We start from the raw sequence: 17,752 nt of genomic DNA, 5'->3' as shown, positions 1-17,752 counted from the left end.
ACCGCTCATCCTGACCGGCTCTCATTCTCCTTCCTGGAGGTGTCCCTTACACATCCTGCGTTATCCTTTTGCTTCATCCTGAAGCCTTCCTGCAGCGCCATCCTGACGTGTCCTGAGTAAGAAACGCCATCATCCTGATGTTCGTTTCTCGTGTCGGCGTCCTGTCGACGGAGATAGAATCCGCTATTCCGCTTCGTCTTACAACCCACCCTGTCAGTTGTGTAAGCCTTAAGAAAGCGCTAAAAGTCATGCAATGAACAAGTAATCCATTGAAAAACAGAGTAATATTAATCTTAATTAAATAAGGTAATACTGAATGTTCCAGCGATCTCTCACAAACCTTGTAAGAGATCTCTCACACGCGCTGTAGCATCAAGGATTACAGCAGTGGCTCAATTCGTGTAAGGAAATCCGCAAGAGAGGGGGCGAGGATTTCGCGATTGCGGGTACCGATTGTCTCTTTAACCACTTCACCAGACAAGTTACAGACGGATATTACATCCAGTTCGCTATCCAGCGTGGCAATAAAGAGTGTCGGAGAAAGCTTAAGGCGCTTTTGCGTGACCAGATGCCCAATCAGGTTTTCCTGAACACGCTGCAGATCGTCTTCACTCCAGGTCTGCAACAAGGTCAACGTAATATCAGCAAAGCGTGCAGGCATATCCCCTGCAAATTGCGTGGTATAAAACGCATGAACGGCAGATTGTATCACAATATCCATTGCCCGTTCAACCGCATTTACATTTTGCTCACCGGGATTGGGCTTCGGCTGCCAGATCACGTAATCATCCTGAGAAGAGATAATGCACGGTGACGGCACGCCATATAAATCAGTACTTTGTGGCCATGTGTCATGCTTTTCATGCCATGCATCGCAATAACGGGTCGTGAAGGTAGTGAGGGCATTTGCAGTTTCGATGTCCACCGATTTCTCTCTTCTTGTAAGACAGGATAAACTCAGGCCATAAGTGTACCTGTAAAGTGGCTATGAAACATGTCTTACGAAAATCATCAGGCGTTAACCGGCTTAACGCTGGGTAAATCGACCGATTACCGCGACACCTACGATGCAAGCCTGCTGCAGGGTGTGCCGCGCAGCCTGAATCGCGATCCTCTGGGTTTACACGCGGATGCACTGCCGTTTGTCGGCGGAGATATCTGGACGCTGTACGAACTCTCGTGGCTTAACGCTCGCGGTTTGCCGCAGGTGGCGGTGGGCCATGTTGAGCTGGATTACGCCAGCGTTAATCTCGTTGAGTCCAAAAGTTTTAAGCTCTATCTCAACAGTTTTAACCAGACAAAATTCAATAGCTGGGACGACGTTCAGCACACCCTGGAACGTGATTTAAGTGCCTGCGCTCAGGGCAACGTAAGCGTTTCATTGTATCGTCTGGATGAACTCGAAGGGCAGCCCATTGCCCACTTCAACGGTACCTGCATCGACGATCAGGATATCGAGGTGAACAGCTACGAATTCAGCACTGATTACCTCGAAAACGCGGCGAGCGGGAAGGTGGTCGAAGAGACGCTGGTCAGCCATCTGCTGAAGTCCAACTGCCTGATTACCCATCAGCCGGACTGGGGTTCCGTGCAGATCCAGTATCGTGGCCCGAAAATTGACCGGGAAAAACTGCTGCGCTATCTGGTGTCGTTCCGTCATCACAATGAATTCCACGAGCAGTGCGTGGAGCGCATCTTTAATGACATTCAGCGTTTCTGCCATCCTGAGACGCTGAGCGTTTACGCGCGCTATACCCGACGTGGTGGGCTGGATATTAACCCGTGGCGCACCAATACCAATTTTGTGCCTGCGACTGGCCGTCTGGTGCGTCAGTAACATAAATATTTTCATAATATGCGGGCGGTATTCCGCCCGAAGTGTTGTGAAATCTCATAAGCCAGGGCTATTGTAATCAACAGGGAAAGACGATAATCGTCCCGTAAGGAGCTCACTTGATTACACATATTAGCCCGCTTGGCTCAATGGATATGTTGTCGCAGCTGGAAGTGGACATGCTTAAACGCACGGCCAGCAGCGATCTTTATCAACTGTTTCGTAACTGTTCACTTGCCGTACTGAACTCCGGAAGCCTGACAGATAACAGTAAAGAACTGCTGTCCCGCTTCGAAAGCTTTGATATCAACGTGCTGCGCCGCGAGCGTGGCGTGAAACTGGAAGTGATCAACCCGCCGGAAGACGCCTTCGTCGACGGGCGCATTATTCGATCACTTCAGGCCAACCTGTTTGCCGTGCTGCGTGACATCCTGTTTGTTAACGGGCAGATCCACAACGCAGGCCGTTTCCAGCATCTCGATCTGGAAAGCTCTGTCCATATCACCAACCTGGTGTTCTCGATTTTGCGAAACGCTCGTGCCCTGCACGTCGGCGAAGCACCGAACATGGTCGTTTGCTGGGGCGGCCACTCCATTAACGAAACCGAATATCTCTATGCCCGTCGGGTGGGAACGCAACTCGGCCTGCGTGAACTGAATATCTGTACGGGCTGTGGCCCAGGGGCAATGGAAGCGCCAATGAAAGGTGCCGCGGTTGGGCATGCACAGCAGCGTTACAAAGAGGGGCGGTTTATCGGTATGACCGAACCGTCAATCATCGCTGCTGAGCCACCTAACCCGCTGGTTAATGAGCTGATTATCATGCCGGATATCGAGAAACGTCTTGAGGCGTTTGTCCGTATCGCCCACGGCATTATCATCTTCCCGGGCGGTGTGGGAACAGCGGAAGAGTTGCTTTATCTGCTGGGCATTCTGATGAACCCGGCCAATAAAGATCAGGTTCTGCCGTTGATCCTGACCGGACCAAAAGAGAGCGCCGACTACTTCCGCGTGCTGGACGAGTTCATCGTGCATACGCTGGGGGAATCCGCGCGTCGTCACTATCGCATCATCATTGATGATGCAGCAGAAGTGGCTCGTCAGATGAAAAAATCGATGCCGCTGGTGAAAGAGAATCGTCGTGATACCGGCGATGCTTACAGCTTCAACTGGTCAATTCGTATTGCACCGGACCTGCAGATCCCATTCGAACCTACGCACGAGAATATGGCGAACCTGAAACTCTACCCGGATCAACCGGTGGAAGTCCTGGCTGCCGATCTGCGTCGTGCCTTCTCCGGGATTGTGGCGGGGAACGTGAAAGAGATGGGCATCCGCGCCATTGAACAACATGGTCCGTACAAAATTCACGGTGACCGGGAGATGATGCGTCGCATGGACGATATGCTGCAGGGCTTTGTCGCCCAACACCGCATGAAGCTGCCAGGCTCAGCCTACATTCCTTGCTACGAAATCTGCACTTAACGCTTAGCGTCTTCTCTTTAAAGCCGGGTCGTCATACAACGCGTCCCGGCTTTTTTATTACCGAAGCAATTCATATAGCTCGCTTATATCTTTTACAAATCACACCAGAACGCAAACGATTACCTTGATTTTACAACCGTAAGTTATCAGCCTTAATCCAAATTACCCGCCAGAAAATACTAAAAACCCGTTTCTTTACAGCTAAAGACACCTATATCACGGGCCTGTCTTTCAGCTCACATGTCGTTAGTGGTAGCCTTCGCGCCCGTAAATTCTCTTTGATGTTTTTTTAACAGATAAATGGTCTAAAGATGCCCACATCATAAGTGGATTATTGCATTTGAGATCGCGATCACTGATAGATTCATAACGAGAATGTATCTTTCCGCCCGCCAATAGTTACGGGTGAAAATTATTAAAAAACCGTCACTGAACGAATTTCATATTACCGTCAGGCACTTTTTCATCGGATTTGACTTAAAACCTGACAATTTGCTTCCTCCAGGAGATACAGATGGAAACCACTCAAACCAGCACCGTTGCTTCGATTGAATCCCGAAGTGGTTGGCGCAAAACGGATACCATGTGGATGCTTGGCCTTTACGGCACAGCAATCGGCGCTGGTGTACTGTTCCTTCCTATCAACGCAGGCGTCGGCGGTCTGATCCCGCTGATCATCATGGCCATCATTGCTTTCCCGATGACCTTCTTCGCACACCGCGGTCTGACCCGCTTCGTGCTGTCCGGTAAAAACCCGGGCGAAGACATCACTGAAGTGGTTGAAGAGCACTTCGGTATCGGCGCAGGTAAACTGATTACCCTGCTCTACTTCTTCGCGATTTACCCAATTCTGCTGGTTTACAGCGTGGCAATCACCAACACCGTTGAAAGCTTCATGACGCACCAGCTGCACATGACGCCGCCTCCGCGTGCAATTCTGTCTCTGATCCTGATCGTAGGTATGATGACTATCGTGCGCTTCGGTGAGCAGATGATTGTTAAAGCAATGAGCGTACTGGTCTTCCCGTTCGTGATTGCTCTGATGGTACTGGCTTGCTACCTGATCCCACAGTGGAACGGTGCAGCACTGGAAACCCTGTCCCTGAGCAGCGCATCTGCAACCGGTAACGGCCTGCTGATGACCCTGTGGCTGGCGATTCCGGTAATGGTCTTCTCCTTCAACCACTCCCCAATCATCTCCTCCTTCGCAGTGGCGAAGCGTGAAGAGTACGGCAACGGTGCAGAGAAGAAATGCTCCAGCATCCTGGCACGTGCACACATCATGATGGTACTGACCGTGATGTTCTTCGTCTTCAGCTGCGTACTCAGCCTCTCCCCGGCGGATCTGGCAGCAGCGAAAGAGCAGAACATCTCTATTCTGTCTTACCTGGCGAACCACTTTAACGCACCAGTCATTGCGTGGATGGCACCTATCATCGCGATTATCGCCATCACCAAATCCTTCCTCGGTCACTACCTGGGCGCGCGTGAAGGCTTCAACGGTATGGTGATCAAATCTCTGCGCGGTAAAGGCAAGAGCATTGAAATCAGCAAGCTGAACAAAATCACCGCTCTGTTCATGCTGATCACCACCTGGGCAGTTGCGACTCTGAACCCAAGCATCCTGGGCATGATTGAAACTCTGGGTGGCCCGGTTATCGCGATGATTCTGTTCCTGATGCCGATGTACGCGATTCAGAAAGTGCCTGCGATGCGTAAATACAGCGGCCACATCAGCAACGTCTTCGTTGTTGTGATGGGTCTGATTGCCATCTCCGCTATTTTCTTCTCACTGTTCAGCTAATACCTCCTGCGCCGTCCTCGGGCGGCGCATTCTTCCTCTCTGACTGAAAGCAATGGACGCATCATGATTAGCGTATTCGATATTTTCAAAATCGGTATTGGTCCTTCCAGCTCTCACACCGTCGGACCAATGAAAGCCGGTAAGCAGTTCACGGATGACTTGATTGCACGCGGCATTCTGCACGACGTAACCCGCGTGGTTGTTGATGTTTACGGTTCTCTTTCCCTGACCGGGAAAGGCCACCATACCGATATCGCCATTATCATGGGCCTGGCGGGAAACCTGCCGGATACCGTTGATATTGACGCGATCCCTGGCTTCATCCAGGACGTTAATACCCACGGTCGCCTGCTGCTGGCAAATGGCGAACATGAAGTGGAATTCCCGGTTGATCGCTGCATGAATTTCCATGCTGACAACTTGTCGCTGCACGAAAACGGTATGCGTATCACTGCGCTGGCCGGCGACAAAGCGGTATACAGCCAGACTTACTACTCTATCGGCGGCGGTTTCATCGTCGACGAAGACCACTTTGGTCAAACCAGTACCTCTTCGGTCGACGTGCCTTATCCGTACAAAACTGCGGCGGACCTTCAGCGTCACTGCCAGGAGACAGGACTTTCCCTCTCCGGCCTGATGATGAAAAACGAGCTGGCGCTTCACAGCAAAGCGGAGCTGGAACAGCACTTTGCTAACGTCTGGGAAGTGATGCGCGGCGGTATTGAGCGCGGGATCACCACCGAAGGCGTTCTGCCTGGCAAGCTTCGCGTGCCGCGTCGTGCAGCAGCGCTGCGCCGTATGTTGGTCAGCACCGACAAAACGACAACAGACCCAATGGCAGTCGTGGACTGGATCAATATGTTCGCGCTGGCAGTAAACGAGGAGAACGCCGCAGGTGGCCGCGTGGTCACCGCGCCGACCAACGGTGCCTGCGGTATCGTTCCGGCCGTGCTCGCGTACTACGACAAGTTTATCCGCGAAGTGAACGCTAACTCTCTGGCGCGCTACCTGCTGGTCGCCAGTGCGATCGGTTCCCTGTATAAGATGAACGCGTCAATTTCTGGTGCGGAAGTAGGCTGTCAGGGTGAAGTCGGTGTGGCTTGCTCTATGGCGGCGGCGGGTCTGGCTGAGCTGTTGGGTGCAAGCCCAACGCAGGTGTGCATTGCTGCAGAAATTGGCATGGAACATAACCTGGGGCTGACCTGTGACCCGGTTGCCGGACAGGTACAGGTGCCGTGTATCGAGCGTAACGCGATCGCTTCCGTGAAAGCGGTGAACGCTGCACGTATGGCCCTGCGTCGTACCAGCGAACCGCGCGTCTGTCTCGATAAAGTTATCGAAACCATGTACGAAACCGGGAAAGATATGAACGCCAAATACCGCGAAACCTCTCGCGGCGGTCTGGCGATGAAGATCGTTACCTGCGATTAAGCCTCTCAGGAAGCCTCGTTTTGCGAGGCTTCTTCCTGTTTCCCCTCACACTATTCGTTTCATCCTGCCGACAGTGTTACCCTTTACCCATCAGATTTAAGGGAGAATCTCTGTGGCTGTTCATTTGCTTATTGTCGACGCACTCAACCTGATTCGCCGGATCCATGCGGTACAAGGCACCCCCTGTAAAGACACTTGCCTGCACGCACTGGAGCAGCTTATCCGCCATAGCGAACCGACTCATGTTGTGGCCGTGTTTGACGACGAAGCGCGTAACACTGGCTGGCGTCACCAGCGCCTGCCTGATTACAAGGCCGGACGTGCCCCGATGCCAGACGATCTGCATGACGAGATGCCCGCCATTCGCGCCGCCTTCGAACAGCGCGGCGTCCCTTGCTGGGGGGCGCATGGCAATGAAGCTGACGATCTGGCGGCAACACTTGCGGTTAAAGTCGCCAGCGTCGGGCATCAGGCGACAATTGTTTCAACCGATAAAGGCTACTGCCAGCTGCTCTCGCCTACGATCCGCATCCGTGATTACTTCCAGAAACGCTGGCTTGATGCCCCTTTCATTGCCAGTGAGTTTGGCGTCTCGCCTGAACAGCTGCCAGATTACTGGGGGCTGGCGGGGATCAGCAGCTCGAAGGTGCCGGGTGTCGCGGGTATAGGACCAAAAAGTGCCGCTCAGTTGCTAACGGATTTTCAGAGTCTGGAAGGGATTTACGCCAGGCTGGATGAGGTGCCGGAAAAATGGCGCAAGAAGCTTGAAGCACACAAAGAGATGGCCTTTATCTGCCGGGATGTAGCGACGCTACAAACGAGTTTACAGCTGGACGGGAATTTGCAGCAGTTAAGGCTGGAACGTTAATACAATTCACGATTTGTCTGCCCGGTAAGCACAGCGCCACCGGGCAAAATAAAGCACACACTATCGCTCGTCGCGACGTCCACCGACAGCGGCCCACCAGCGACGAATATGCACCGTCACCTCTTCGCGGTCGTGATACAGCTGACGCGCCTGGATCTCCGCGTTAATGCCATGTTCATCCAGTTGCTGCTGAATATAAGCCAGATTCTGCGACACTTCCTCATAGCGCTTTTTCATTGGCAACTTGAGGTTGAAAATGGTCTCACGACACCAGCCGTTCACCAGCCAGGAAGCCATCAGCGCGGCCACTTTGGCCGGTTTCTCAACCATATCGCACACCATCCAGGAGATGTTGTTACGGTTCGGACGATAGCGGAAACCATCTTCACGCAGCCAGGTAACCTGCCCGGTATCCATCAGGCTTTGTGCCATCGGCCCGTTATCGACAGATGAAACCCACATGTTGCGTTTCACCAGTTGGTAGGTCCAGCCGCCCGGGCACGCACCGAGATCGACGGCATACATGCCGTTTGCCAGACGCTCGTCCCACTCATCTGCAGGGATAAAGACGTGGAAGGCTTCTTCCAGCTTCAGCGTTGAACGGCTCGGCGCATCGGCCGGGAAGCGCAAACGCGGGATGCCCATAAAGAAGGGAGAGTTGTTGGTGGTGTATGAATACCCCGTATAGCAGCAGCCTGGTGCGATAAAGAAGATATGCACCACCGGACGTTTAGGCGTTTCGTAGTTCGTCAGGATACCCGCATCACGCAGCGCTGCACGCAGCGGTACGGTAAATTTGCGGCAGAACTTCATCAGCTCTTTGCTTTCATTGGTATCCGCCACTTCAACGCGCAGATCCCCGCCCTTCTCCACCACGCCCTGCAGCATGCCGACAATTGGGGTGATACGGTCTTCCGGCGGAAGATCCTTCAGCAGTTCACCCGCGACAAACATCTGGCGGGCAAAGATCAATGAGTTGAAAGGTAGTTCACGCGCCAGCTTATCCGCGTCTTCAGGCTGATAGCATTCAAATACCACATAACCTGCATTCTCTTTAACGCGCGCAAAGCCGAAGACCTCGCGCTTCGCCGCTTTATCGGTAATTTCCGCGGCGCACTCTTTCTCAAACCCCGGGCGACAATATAAAACAACCTTATTCATGAACAACGCCCTTGCGTTTCAGACGGATAGCTCCGATAAACATTAATACCCAACCCGCCAGGAAGCTAACGCCACCGACAGGTGTAACAAACGCCCACAGGCGTAAATGCGAAAGTGCCAGACAGTAGAGACTGCCACTGAAAAGCACGGTGCCCAACGCCATAAAGACGCTGCTCCAGTAAAACCAGATACTGATACGGCGCTGCATCGCCACCGCCAGCCCAAAAATAGCCAACGTGTGGAATGCCTGATATTCAAGGCCGGTCTGGATCCAGCCCATCTCTACTGCGCCCAAAGACTTGCTTAATACATGTGCGCCAAAAGCGCCCAGTGCAACAAAAATAAAGCCACTCACCGCGGCAAAAATCAGCATGAATCGGCTGGTCATGTTTAAGTCCTGAATTGATGCGTGCCCGGCACACAAACGTTATTGTTCATACCTGAAGCGGAATTTTTCTTGCTCGCTTGCCGCTTTCGCCAGTATCCACTGCCGGAAAGCGGCTATTTTACCCAGTTCTGCCTGACTGTCATGACAAACCAGATAAAACGCATTCTTGCTGACCAGAACATCATTAAAAGGGCAAACCAGGCGGCCGGCCTCAATTTCGGACTGTGCCATCACGTTGTTCGCCAACGCCACGCCCTGCCCGTGAATAGCAGCCTGTAACACCATCGCACTGTGGCTAAAAATGGGCCCCTGCTGCACGTTTATATGAGTAAGACCTAATTGACGGGTATAAGTTTGCCAGTCACGGCGAGACGCATCATGTAAAAGTGTATGTTGCGCCAGGTCAGCAGGTGTCTTCAGCGCCTTTTCACCCGTTAATAGCAGAGGCGAACAGACCGGCAGGAGATATTCTGCGTATAATTTCTCGACACGCAAGCCCGGCCAGTTACCGCGACCATAAAAAATGGCGACATCGACGTCATCTGCCAGCTTGTCTTCCTGACGATCGACCGCCTGGATTCGAACGTCGATCCCCGGATAAGCTGAGTTAAAGCTTGAGAGTCTTGGCACCAGCCATTGAATGGCAAAACTGGGCAATAAACTAACAGTCAGGGCACCTTTTGCACTTCGGGCCTGCAGCTTACGCGTGGCCTCCGTGAGCTGGGAAAAAATCTCTTTAATATCCTGAAAATAGCTCTGCCCCTCTTCGGTCAACAGCAATGAACGGTTGCGTCGACGAAACAGCTTAAGGCCCAGAAAATCCTCCAGGGACTTGATTTGGTGACTTACTGCGGCCTGTGTCACAAAAAGCTCATCTGCTGCACGTGTAAAGCTCAGGTGACGTGCTGCTGCATCAAAAACACGTAATGCATTAAGGGGTGGCAATCGCTTCGACATGGTTATCTGGCTTAGATGTTAACGGATTTTAACAAACAGGAAACAACGTTTAACCTATTAGTTTTTTTTATCTGAGACATTATAATTTGTCCGTTGAGGAACTACCAGCAAATACCTATAGTGGCGGCACTTCCTGAGCCGGAACGAAGAGCTTTTTTTGGAATGCGTGTTCTGAAGGGCTTTTGGCTTACGGTTGTGATGTTGTGTTGTTGTGTTTGCAATTGGTCTGCGATTCAGACCACGGTAGCAACGCTACCAATTTTTCACTTCCTGTACATTTACCCTGTCTGTCCATAGTGATTAATGTAGCACCGCCAATTTGCGGTGCTTTTTTTTCGCCTGCGATCTTAGTGCTGAATCTCAACCATCTCTTTAACATCGCTTCGGTTGATCTGCTGCTTGTTCCCGTTGGCATCTTTGTATGAAATCATCCCGGTATCATTATCAGTTGACGGTTTCCCTTCCGAAACGATGGAACGACCATCGTTGGTGTGCATCACGTAGTTGTTACCAGAACAGGCGCTCAGGGCAAAAGTAAACGCACAGGCAGAAATGATTGCAGCTGTCTTGTTCATGATTATTCTCCTTTAGCAATTAATGCTATTCAAACCTCGATTTATAACAGGCTAAAACATCCGCCTAACACTATTTAGCATAACCTGCTTTTTTGGGGTCATCAGGATAAGCAGACAATTCTGATAGATATCAACCTCCTTGCCCTGCCGCTGAAATTGCGCGACGATCTTGCTATTGAAATGAGGAATCCCATGAACGCTTTCAGTCCCGCACATTTTCGCGAACAGTTTCCGGCGCTGGCCGATGCCGGTATTTATCTTGATAGCGCTGCCACCGCCCTGAAGCCACAGGCGGTTATTGAAGCGACGCAGCAGTTCTACAGCCTGAGCGCCGGGAATGTGCATCGCAGCCAGTTTGCCGAAGCGCAGCGTCTGACCGCGCGCTATGAAGCCGCACGCGAGCAGGTAGCACGTTTGATCAATGCAGAAAGCGGGAAAAATATCGTCTGGACGCGGGGCACGACCGAAGCCATCAATATGGTGGCCCAGTGCTATGCACGCCCGTTGCTACAGCCAGGAGATGAGATCATCGTCAGTGAGGCAGAGCACCATGCCAACCTGGTACCGTGGTTGATGGTAGCTGAGCAAACGGGGGCACGTATTGTGAAACTCCCGCTGGGACCAGATCTCCTACCCGACGTGGCTCAACTGCCTGAGTTGATTACTTCACGCAGCCGCATTCTGGCCCTCGGGCAGATGTCGAACGTCACGGGGGGATGTCCGGATCTGGCTCAGGCCATTCGCATCGCCCATGCCAGCGGCATGGTGGTGATGGTCGATGGCGCACAAGGGATCGTGCATTTCCCTGCTGATGTGCAAAAGCTGGATATTGATTTTTACGCTTTCTCTGCACACAAGCTGTATGGCCCAACCGGCATCGGAGCGTTGTACGGTAAGCCGGAACTGCTGGCGCAAATGACACCGTGGCTCGGTGGCGGCAAAATGATTACCGAAGTGACCTTCGACGGCTTTAAAACTCAGGAAATTCCCTATCGCCTTGAAGCCGGTACGCCAAACGTGGCCGGCGTCATTGGTCTGAGTGCCGCTCTCGAATGGCTTGCTGAAACAGACACTGCTCAGGCTGAAAGCTGGAGCCGCGGACTGGCGACGCTCGCAGAGGAAGAACTCAAAAAGCGCCCGGGTTTCCGCTCGTTCCGCGTTCAGGATTCCAGCCTGCTCGCCTTTGATTTTGCGGGCGTTCATCATAGCGACATGGTGACGCTACTTGCCGGGTATGGCATTGCCCTGCGTGCCGGACAGCATTGTGCCCAGCCGCTCCTGGCGGCACTCGGCGTTAGCGGTACGCTACGCGCCTCATTTGCCCCATACAATACCCAAAGCGATGTTGATGCGCTGGTTGCCGCCGTCGACCGCGCCCTTGAAATACTGGTGGATTAATGACTCACGCTGCTTTAGCCGGACATCCGTTTGGCACGGTCATCACAGAAGAGACCTTAAAACAGACCTTCGCCCCTCTCTCACAATGGGAAGATAAATATCGCCAGTTAATCCTTCTCGGTAAACAGCTCCCGACGCTGTCTGACGATCTAAAAGCGCAGGCAAAAGAGATCGCTGGCTGCGAGAACCGCGTCTGGCTGGGCGTAAGCGTCGCCGACGAGAAGCTGCATTTCTTTGGCGACAGCGAAGGACGTATTGTCCGCGGGCTGTTGGCGGTACTGTTAACCGCCGTCGAGGGGAAAAGCGCGGCGGAGTTGCTGGCACACTCGCCGCTGGCGCTGTTTGATGAGCTTGGGCTGCGGGCGCAGCTTAGCGCCTCACGCGGCCAGGGTCTGATCGCGCTCAGCGAAGCGGTGCAGGATGCGGCACGTCAGGCTCAGGCCTGACGTTCTGCCTTCGCCATCATTTTCTTCAGGGCGTGGGATACAGCTATAAAACCGAAGGACGCGGTCACCATAGTGGCCGCACCAAAGCCTGAGGCACAATCCATACGTTTTGGCCCTTCCGCCGTACTTTTCATCGCACAGACAGAACCATCAGCCTGCGGGTAGACCAGCGCTTCTGTAGAAAACACGCAGTCAACGCCGAGCTTGCCTTTGCTGTTCTTCACCACGTTGAAGTCGCTCTTCAGCCTTTCACGCAGCTTGGCAGCCAGCGGATCCTGAATGGTTTTCGCCAGATCGGCCACCTGGATCTGCGTAGGGTCGATCTGCCCTCCTGCGCCACCAGTGGTGACCAGAGGTACCTTGTAACGACGACAGTAAGCGATCAGCGCGGCTTTAGGGCGTACGCTGTCAATGGCATCAATCACATAGCTGTAGCCTTTATTCATGTACTCTGCGACGTTATCGGCTGTCACAAAGTCGTCAATGACCGTCACCCGGCATTCAGGGTTGATCAGACGAATACGCTCCGCCATGACCTCAGATTTTGCCAGACCGACGTTATCACGCAGGGCATGGATTTGACGGTTGGTGTTGGTGACGCACACGTCGTCCATATCAATCAGCGTGATTGCGCCAATACCGGTTCTCGCCAGCGCTTCTGCCGCCCAGGAACCCACACCACCAATGCCCACGACGCAGACATGCGCATGCGCAAACAGCTGCAGGGCTTTTTCACCATAGAGACGTGCCGTGCCGCCAAAACGCTGACGCCAGGCATCACTGATTACCACTGACATAAAACCTCAGATGTAAAAAGGGTGAGGTTTCTCCTCACCCTGAACATGAATCCGTATTGCGCTCAGAATACCACAATCAGCCGCTGAATACGCTTCCTGCGCCCGGCGCTGCTTTGAGCACCCATACGCGTCCGTAGTGGTTATACCAGCCGGCACGGTGACCCGCATCCGGACCAATCCCCTGATAGATATCGAAGTGCTGGCCTTTAATCGCCCCACCCACATCCAGCGCCACCATCAGACGTAGCTCATACTGGCCGTTAAATTTGCCATTATTATCCAGCAGAGGCACTTCCGCGAGCAGCGTAGTGCCAGCAGGAATAATTGAACGATCCGATGCCACAGACGCACGACCAATCAGCGGTACAGCGCTCGCCCCTTTCACCGGAGCAAAGTTTTGCGGTTTAAAGAAGACAAACGACGGGTTTTGTTCCAGCAGCTCGCGCACCTCGGCTTCGCTGTGTTTTTCACCCCACTCGCGGATCGCCTGCATCGACATATCTTCTTTCTTCACTTCGCCGCGATCGATCAACACTTTACCAATACTGCGATAGGCATGGCCGTTTTTACCGGAATAGCTGAAGAAGTTAAGCGGCGAACCATCACCGAAATCAATATAACCGCTGCCCTGAACATCCATGATGAAGTTATCCATCAGTGAATTGCTGTAAGCCAGGACGTAGTTTTCGCTCAACGCACCAGAGTAGATTTCTGCACGGGACGGCAGGCGGCCGCGTTTTGGCGGCATACGATAAATTGGATACTGGAATTCGCCCTGGCGGGAGTGCCGCGCCTGAATCACTGGCGTGTAATACCCCGTGAACTGGACGTTCCCGTAGTTATCTGCCCCTTCCATCTGCCAGGCGTCGATACCAAACTGGCGCATGTTGCGCGTATCGCCGCCCGCGCGCAGCCAGTCCTGTACTGCACTGTAAACATTGTTTTGTGAGCCATACAGGCGTGGTGACGCATTGCGGATCTGATAGACCTGCTCGGAGAAATCTCCGGCGTTAATCGGTGCGCCAACAGCATCAGGCTGGTTAACTAAGGAGAAAGGCTGGGATAATTTCCCGTCTTTATACTGTTGACCGCGATCGGTCGGTTTGGAAGAGCAGGCCGCAAGAATGGCTACCATTGCGCCCGTCATCAGATACTTCGCCCAACGTCCTTTCATTATATCTCGTCTTTAAGTTGCCCATTTCCGCGTGATGAAGATAACAAACCGCCAGGGCTAATGAAATGCGATCGCATGACCTTTGGCAAATTTTGCGCAAAAAATAGTCCAAACAGAGCCATGTCGTTCAATTTGCATACAAAATCATGATTTATGTGAAAAAGGGGTTGCATCACAAACCTATCCGAGTATAGTGCGCATCCACGGACGCGGGGTGGAGCAGCCTGGTAGCTCGTCGGGCTCATAACCCGAAGGTCGTCGGTTCAAATCCGGCCCCCGCAACCAATTAAAATTTGATGAAGTATCTTCTACAACAGTAGAAAGACGGACGCGGGGTGGAGCAGCCTGGTAGCTCGTCGGGCTCATAACCCGAAGGTCGTCGGTTCAAATCCGGCCCCCGCAACCAATCAAATTTGAAGAAGTAAGTTTCTACAGAAGTAGAAAGACGGACGCGGGGTGGAGCAGCCTGGTAGCTCGTCGGGCTCATAACCCGAAGGTCGTCGGTTCAAATCCGGCCCCCGCAACCAACACTTCTTAAAACAATAAACACCCTTAAGGGTGTTTTTTTGTATCTGTCGTTTGTGAATTTGCCGGGTATTTCACCCGGCTGAAAGATTTACCCGCGTCGCGCCAGCGTCGCCCCATCAGAGAAATACGCTCGGATCCCTGCCAGAATCGACTCCGCTACCTCCTGCTGGAATTTTGCCGTCTTGAGCTTACGCTCTTCTTCAACATTACTGATAAAAGCCGTCTCAACCAGAATGGACGGAATGTCCGGCGCCTTGAGCACCGCAAACCCGGCCTGTTCTACGCTGTTTTTATGCAGCTTATTGATGTTACCCAGCTTGCCCAACACCGCTTTACCAAATTTCAGGCTGTCGTTGATGGTCAGTGATTGCACCATATCGAACATGGTGTGATCGACATAACGGTCGCCGCTTTTGCCCACACCACCGATAAGATCCGAGGCGTTCTGGGTATCCGCGAGATATCTCGCGGCAGTACTGGTCGCCCCTTTGGTTGAGAGCGCAAACACCGAAGAACCGCTTGGCTGGCGGCTGGTAAACGCATCCGCATGGATAGACACAAACAAATCGGCGCGCTGCTTCTGCGCTTTTGCCACACGAACTTTCAGCGGAATAAAGACATCTTCATTACGCGTCATATAGGCGCGCATATTGCCTTCTTTATCGATCAACGCCTTCAGACGGCGGGCGATTTGCAGCACCACGTCTTTTTCGCGGGTGCGATATTTTCCGACTGCACCCGAGTCTTCCCCGCCGTGCCCCGGATCAAGCATGATCACAATCGGACGATCGCGCCCTGCTTTACCCGGCTGTGGGCCACTTTGCGCAGGTGGAACCTGCTTCTCAAGATTGCCCTGGTTATAATCTTCCAGTAACGCCAACAGAGGATCCTGAATATCCGTCGCATTCGCCGGGTAGAGATCCATTACCAGACGCTCTTTGAAGGTCGCAACAGGCGCGAGAGCAAACAGTTGAGGCTTAACGTTCTGCTTCAGCTCAAACACCATACGCACGGTTTGCGGATCAAACTGCCCGACGCGCGCCGATTTAATAAACGGATCGTCACCGCGGATCTGCGCCGCCATCCCCTTCAGCACGGAATTGAGATTCACCCCTTCGAGATCCACGACCACGCGTTCAGGATTGCTTAAGGCAAATTGCTTATATTTCAACACGCGATTGGATTCAACCGTCACGCGCGTATAGGTCGACGACGGCCAGACGCGAACCGCCACCACCTGACTTGTGGCGGCTAATCCTACCTGACTGACGCTAAGCAACCACATTGCCCCGGCCCCTTTTAACAAACGGCGACGGCTTATTGCTGAGTTGGATCCCGACATGCTTCTCCCGAGCAAGAAAACTGACTGATATACAAAATGTCCAAATTGACCGAAAACTTTAACGAATGACGCATAAACTGTCATCTATAAAAGGGTAAACAATCATACGTTAACGCACGGATTACTTATTAATTTCTGTGGGTCGCGGAAAATTTGCGCTTGCACATGTATCCACAATCGAATAAAAATACACAAATTACGAATAAACATTCATTAAGGGTTGTGCCATGGTGAAGGAGCGTAGAACCGAACTGGTCCAGGGATTCCGCCATTCTGTTCCCTATATCAACGCCCATCGGGGAAAAACGTTTGTCATCATGCTTGGCGGCGAAGCCATTGAGCATGAAAATTTTTCCAGCATCGTCAATGACATTGGCCTGCTACACAGCCTCGGGATCCGCCTGGTGGTGGTCTATGGCGCGCGCCCGCAGATCGACGCCAACCTGGCCGCACACCACCACGAGCCGATTTACCACAAACATACCCGCGTTACGGATGCGAAAACCCTGGAGCTGGTGAAGCAAGCTGCAGGTCTGCTGCAGCTGGATATTACGGCTCGCCTGTCGATGAGCCTGAATAACACGCCATTGCAGGGTGCGCATATCAACGTCGTGAGCGGTAACTTCATCATTGCCCAGCCGCTCGGCGTGGACGATGGCGTGGACTATTGCCACAGCGGACGTATTCGTCGTATTGATGAAGAGGCAATCCACCGCCAGCTCGACAGCGGTGCCATTGTACTGATGGGCCCGGTCGCCGTTTCCGTGACCGGAGAAAGCTTTAACCTGACGTCTGAAGAGATTGCCACGCAGCTGGCGATCAAGCTGAAGGCGGAAAAAATGATTGGGTTTTGCTCTTCCCAGGGTGTCGTAAACGATGAAGGGGTGATTGTGCCCGAACTCTTCCCTAATGAAGCCCAGGCCCGCGTAGAAGCACTGGAAGCTGAAGGTGACTACCATTCTGGTACCGTGCGTTTTCTGCGTGGTGCAGTGAAAGCCTGTCGCAGCGGCGTGCGCCGCAGCCACCTGATCAGCTATCAGGAAGACGGCGCCCTACTGCAGGAGCTGTTCTCCCGCGACGGTATTGGTACACAGATTGTGATGGAGAGTGCGGAGCAGATCCGCCGCGCCACCATCAATGATATCGGCGGTATTCTGGAACTGATCCGGCCGCTGGAGCAACAGGGTATTCTGGTGCGTCGTTCGCGGGAACAGCTGGAAATGGAGATCGACAAATTCACCATTATTCAGCGCGATAACCTGACCATTGCCTGTGCCGCACTCTATCCATTCCCGGAAGAGAAGATCGGTGAAATGGCCTGCGTGGCGGTGCATCCTGATTACCGCAGCTCCTCACGCGGCGAAATGCTGCTTGAGCGCGTGGCAGCGCAAGCCCGCCAGATGGGCCTGAGCAAGCTGTTCGTCCTGACGACACGCAGCATTCACTGGTTCCAGGAGCGTGGATTCACGCCGGTGGATATAGATTATCTGCCAGAAACGAAGAAAGAGATGTACAACTATCAGCGCCGTTCAAAAGTGCTGATGGCTGATCTGGGATGATACGAT

Annotated in this window: 16 protein-coding genes and 3 tRNA genes; 11 read left to right on the top strand and 8 right to left on the bottom strand. The window is 52.9% G+C overall.

Annotation, left to right across the window (positions count from 1 at the left end; all coding sequences use genetic code 11):
• Window positions 1-379: 379 nt before the first annotated feature.
• A complete protein-coding gene (gene syd, locus JGF26_RS10850) occupies window positions 380-925 on the bottom strand; it encodes a SecY-interacting protein (RefSeq protein ID WP_134707880.1) in 546 nt (181 codons plus the stop codon).
• 69 nt (window positions 926-994) lie between these two features.
• On the opposite strand from syd, the gene queF reads away from it, so the two are divergent.
• The 5 genes from queF (at window position 995) to xni (ending at window position 7,421) form a co-directional block, all read left to right on the top strand.
• Complete coding sequence (queF, locus tag JGF26_RS10845; protein ID WP_028016892.1) at window positions 995-1,837, top strand: NADPH-dependent 7-cyano-7-deazaguanine reductase QueF; 843 nt, start codon at window positions 995-997, stop codon at window positions 1,835-1,837.
• Between the two features lie 116 nt (window positions 1,838-1,953).
• On the top strand, window positions 1,954-3,318 hold the full coding sequence (gene ppnN / locus JGF26_RS10840) for a nucleotide 5'-monophosphate nucleosidase PpnN (RefSeq protein WP_108091054.1): 1,365 nt from the start codon (window positions 1,954-1,956) through the stop codon (window positions 3,316-3,318).
• A gap of 514 nt (window positions 3,319-3,832) precedes the next feature.
• Window positions 3,833-5,122: an HAAAP family serine/threonine permease gene (locus tag JGF26_RS10835; protein WP_028016894.1), complete on the top strand. Its 1,290-nt coding sequence runs from the start codon at window positions 3,833-3,835 to the stop codon at window positions 5,120-5,122.
• A 63-nt stretch (window positions 5,123-5,185) separates the two neighbouring features.
• Window positions 5,186-6,553 (top strand): L-serine ammonia-lyase, encoded by a 1,368-nt coding sequence (locus tag JGF26_RS10830; protein ID WP_108091055.1) that lies wholly within the window; start codon window positions 5,186-5,188, stop codon window positions 6,551-6,553.
• Between the two features lie 112 nt (window positions 6,554-6,665).
• On the top strand, window positions 6,666-7,421 hold the full coding sequence (gene xni / locus JGF26_RS10825) for a flap endonuclease Xni (protein WP_134707881.1): 756 nt from the start codon (window positions 6,666-6,668) through the stop codon (window positions 7,419-7,421).
• Between the two features lie 60 nt (window positions 7,422-7,481).
• Here xni and rlmM read toward each other — a convergent pair whose 3' ends face one another.
• The 4 genes from rlmM to JGF26_RS10805 form a co-directional block, all read right to left on the bottom strand.
• Window positions 7,482-8,582, bottom strand: coding sequence for a 23S rRNA (cytidine(2498)-2'-O)-methyltransferase RlmM (gene rlmM, locus JGF26_RS10820; RefSeq protein ID WP_049005912.1), 1,101 nt, complete (start codon window positions 8,580-8,582; stop codon window positions 7,482-7,484).
• Window positions 8,575-8,970 (bottom strand): DUF423 domain-containing protein, encoded by a 396-nt coding sequence (locus JGF26_RS10815; RefSeq protein ID WP_028014272.1) that lies wholly within the window; start codon window positions 8,968-8,970, stop codon window positions 8,575-8,577. Before JGF26_RS10815 ends, rlmM begins: the two co-directional genes overlap by 8 nt.
• A gap of 39 nt (window positions 8,971-9,009) precedes the next feature.
• Window positions 9,010-9,927: a glycine cleavage system transcriptional regulator GcvA gene (gene gcvA, locus JGF26_RS10810; RefSeq protein ID WP_028016898.1), complete on the bottom strand. Its 918-nt coding sequence runs from the start codon at window positions 9,925-9,927 to the stop codon at window positions 9,010-9,012.
• 347 nt (window positions 9,928-10,274) lie between these two features.
• The gene (locus JGF26_RS10805; protein ID WP_028016899.1) at window positions 10,275-10,502 is read right to left on the bottom strand and encodes a YgdI/YgdR family lipoprotein; all 228 of its coding nucleotides are present in this window, start codon (window positions 10,500-10,502) and stop codon (window positions 10,275-10,277) included.
• A 192-nt stretch (window positions 10,503-10,694) separates the two neighbouring features.
• Between JGF26_RS10805 and csdA the strand changes: the two genes are divergently transcribed.
• Together csdA and csdE are read left to right on the top strand one after the other, a co-directional pair.
• Window positions 10,695-11,900: a cysteine desulfurase CsdA gene (gene csdA, locus JGF26_RS10800; protein ID WP_134707882.1), complete on the top strand. Its 1,206-nt coding sequence runs from the start codon at window positions 10,695-10,697 to the stop codon at window positions 11,898-11,900.
• Entirely contained in the window at window positions 11,900-12,346 is a 447-nt protein-coding gene (gene csdE, locus JGF26_RS10795) for a cysteine desulfurase sulfur acceptor subunit CsdE (RefSeq protein ID WP_134707883.1), read from the top strand. The genes csdA and csdE overlap by 1 nt, the downstream gene beginning before the upstream one ends.
• Here csdE and tcdA read toward each other — a convergent pair.
• Window positions 12,337-13,143 (bottom strand): tRNA cyclic N6-threonylcarbamoyladenosine(37) synthase TcdA, encoded by an 807-nt coding sequence (gene tcdA, locus JGF26_RS10790; protein ID WP_028016902.1) that lies wholly within the window; start codon window positions 13,141-13,143, stop codon window positions 12,337-12,339. The genes csdE and tcdA overlap by 10 nt on opposite strands.
• Window positions 13,144-13,219: 76 nt before the next feature.
• Window positions 13,220-14,317 (bottom strand): murein transglycosylase A, encoded by a 1,098-nt coding sequence (gene mltA / locus JGF26_RS10785; protein ID WP_028016903.1) that lies wholly within the window; start codon window positions 14,315-14,317, stop codon window positions 13,220-13,222.
• A 208-nt stretch (window positions 14,318-14,525) separates the two neighbouring features.
• On the opposite strand from mltA, the gene JGF26_RS10780 reads away from it, so the two are divergent.
• The 3 genes from JGF26_RS10780 to JGF26_RS10770 all read left to right on the top strand — a co-directional run bounded on the left by JGF26_RS10780 (window position 14,526) and on the right by JGF26_RS10770 (window position 14,844).
• Window positions 14,526-14,602 (top strand) — tRNA-Met (locus JGF26_RS10780).
• A 44-nt stretch (window positions 14,603-14,646) separates the two neighbouring features.
• Window positions 14,647-14,723 (top strand) — tRNA-Met (locus JGF26_RS10775).
• Window positions 14,724-14,767: 44 nt separating this feature from the next.
• A tRNA-Met gene (locus JGF26_RS10770) sits at window positions 14,768-14,844 on the top strand.
• 89 nt (window positions 14,845-14,933) lie between these two features.
• Here the strand turns inward: JGF26_RS10770 and amiC are convergent.
• Window positions 14,934-16,187 (bottom strand): N-acetylmuramoyl-L-alanine amidase AmiC, encoded by a 1,254-nt coding sequence (amiC, locus tag JGF26_RS10765; RefSeq protein ID WP_028016904.1) that lies wholly within the window; start codon window positions 16,185-16,187, stop codon window positions 14,934-14,936.
• A 227-nt stretch (window positions 16,188-16,414) separates the two neighbouring features.
• On the opposite strand from amiC, the gene argA reads away from it, so the two are divergent.
• Complete coding sequence (argA, locus tag JGF26_RS10760; RefSeq protein ID WP_028016905.1) at window positions 16,415-17,746, top strand: amino-acid N-acetyltransferase; 1,332 nt, start codon at window positions 16,415-16,417, stop codon at window positions 17,744-17,746.
• Window positions 17,747-17,752 lie beyond the last annotated feature (6 nt).

Source organism: Enterobacter sp. E1, from assembly GCF_016809815.1.
Classification (GTDB): Bacteria; Pseudomonadota; Gammaproteobacteria; order Enterobacterales; family Enterobacteriaceae; genus Enterobacter; species Enterobacter adelaidei.
This window is presented reverse-complemented; position numbering and strand designations above follow the sequence as displayed.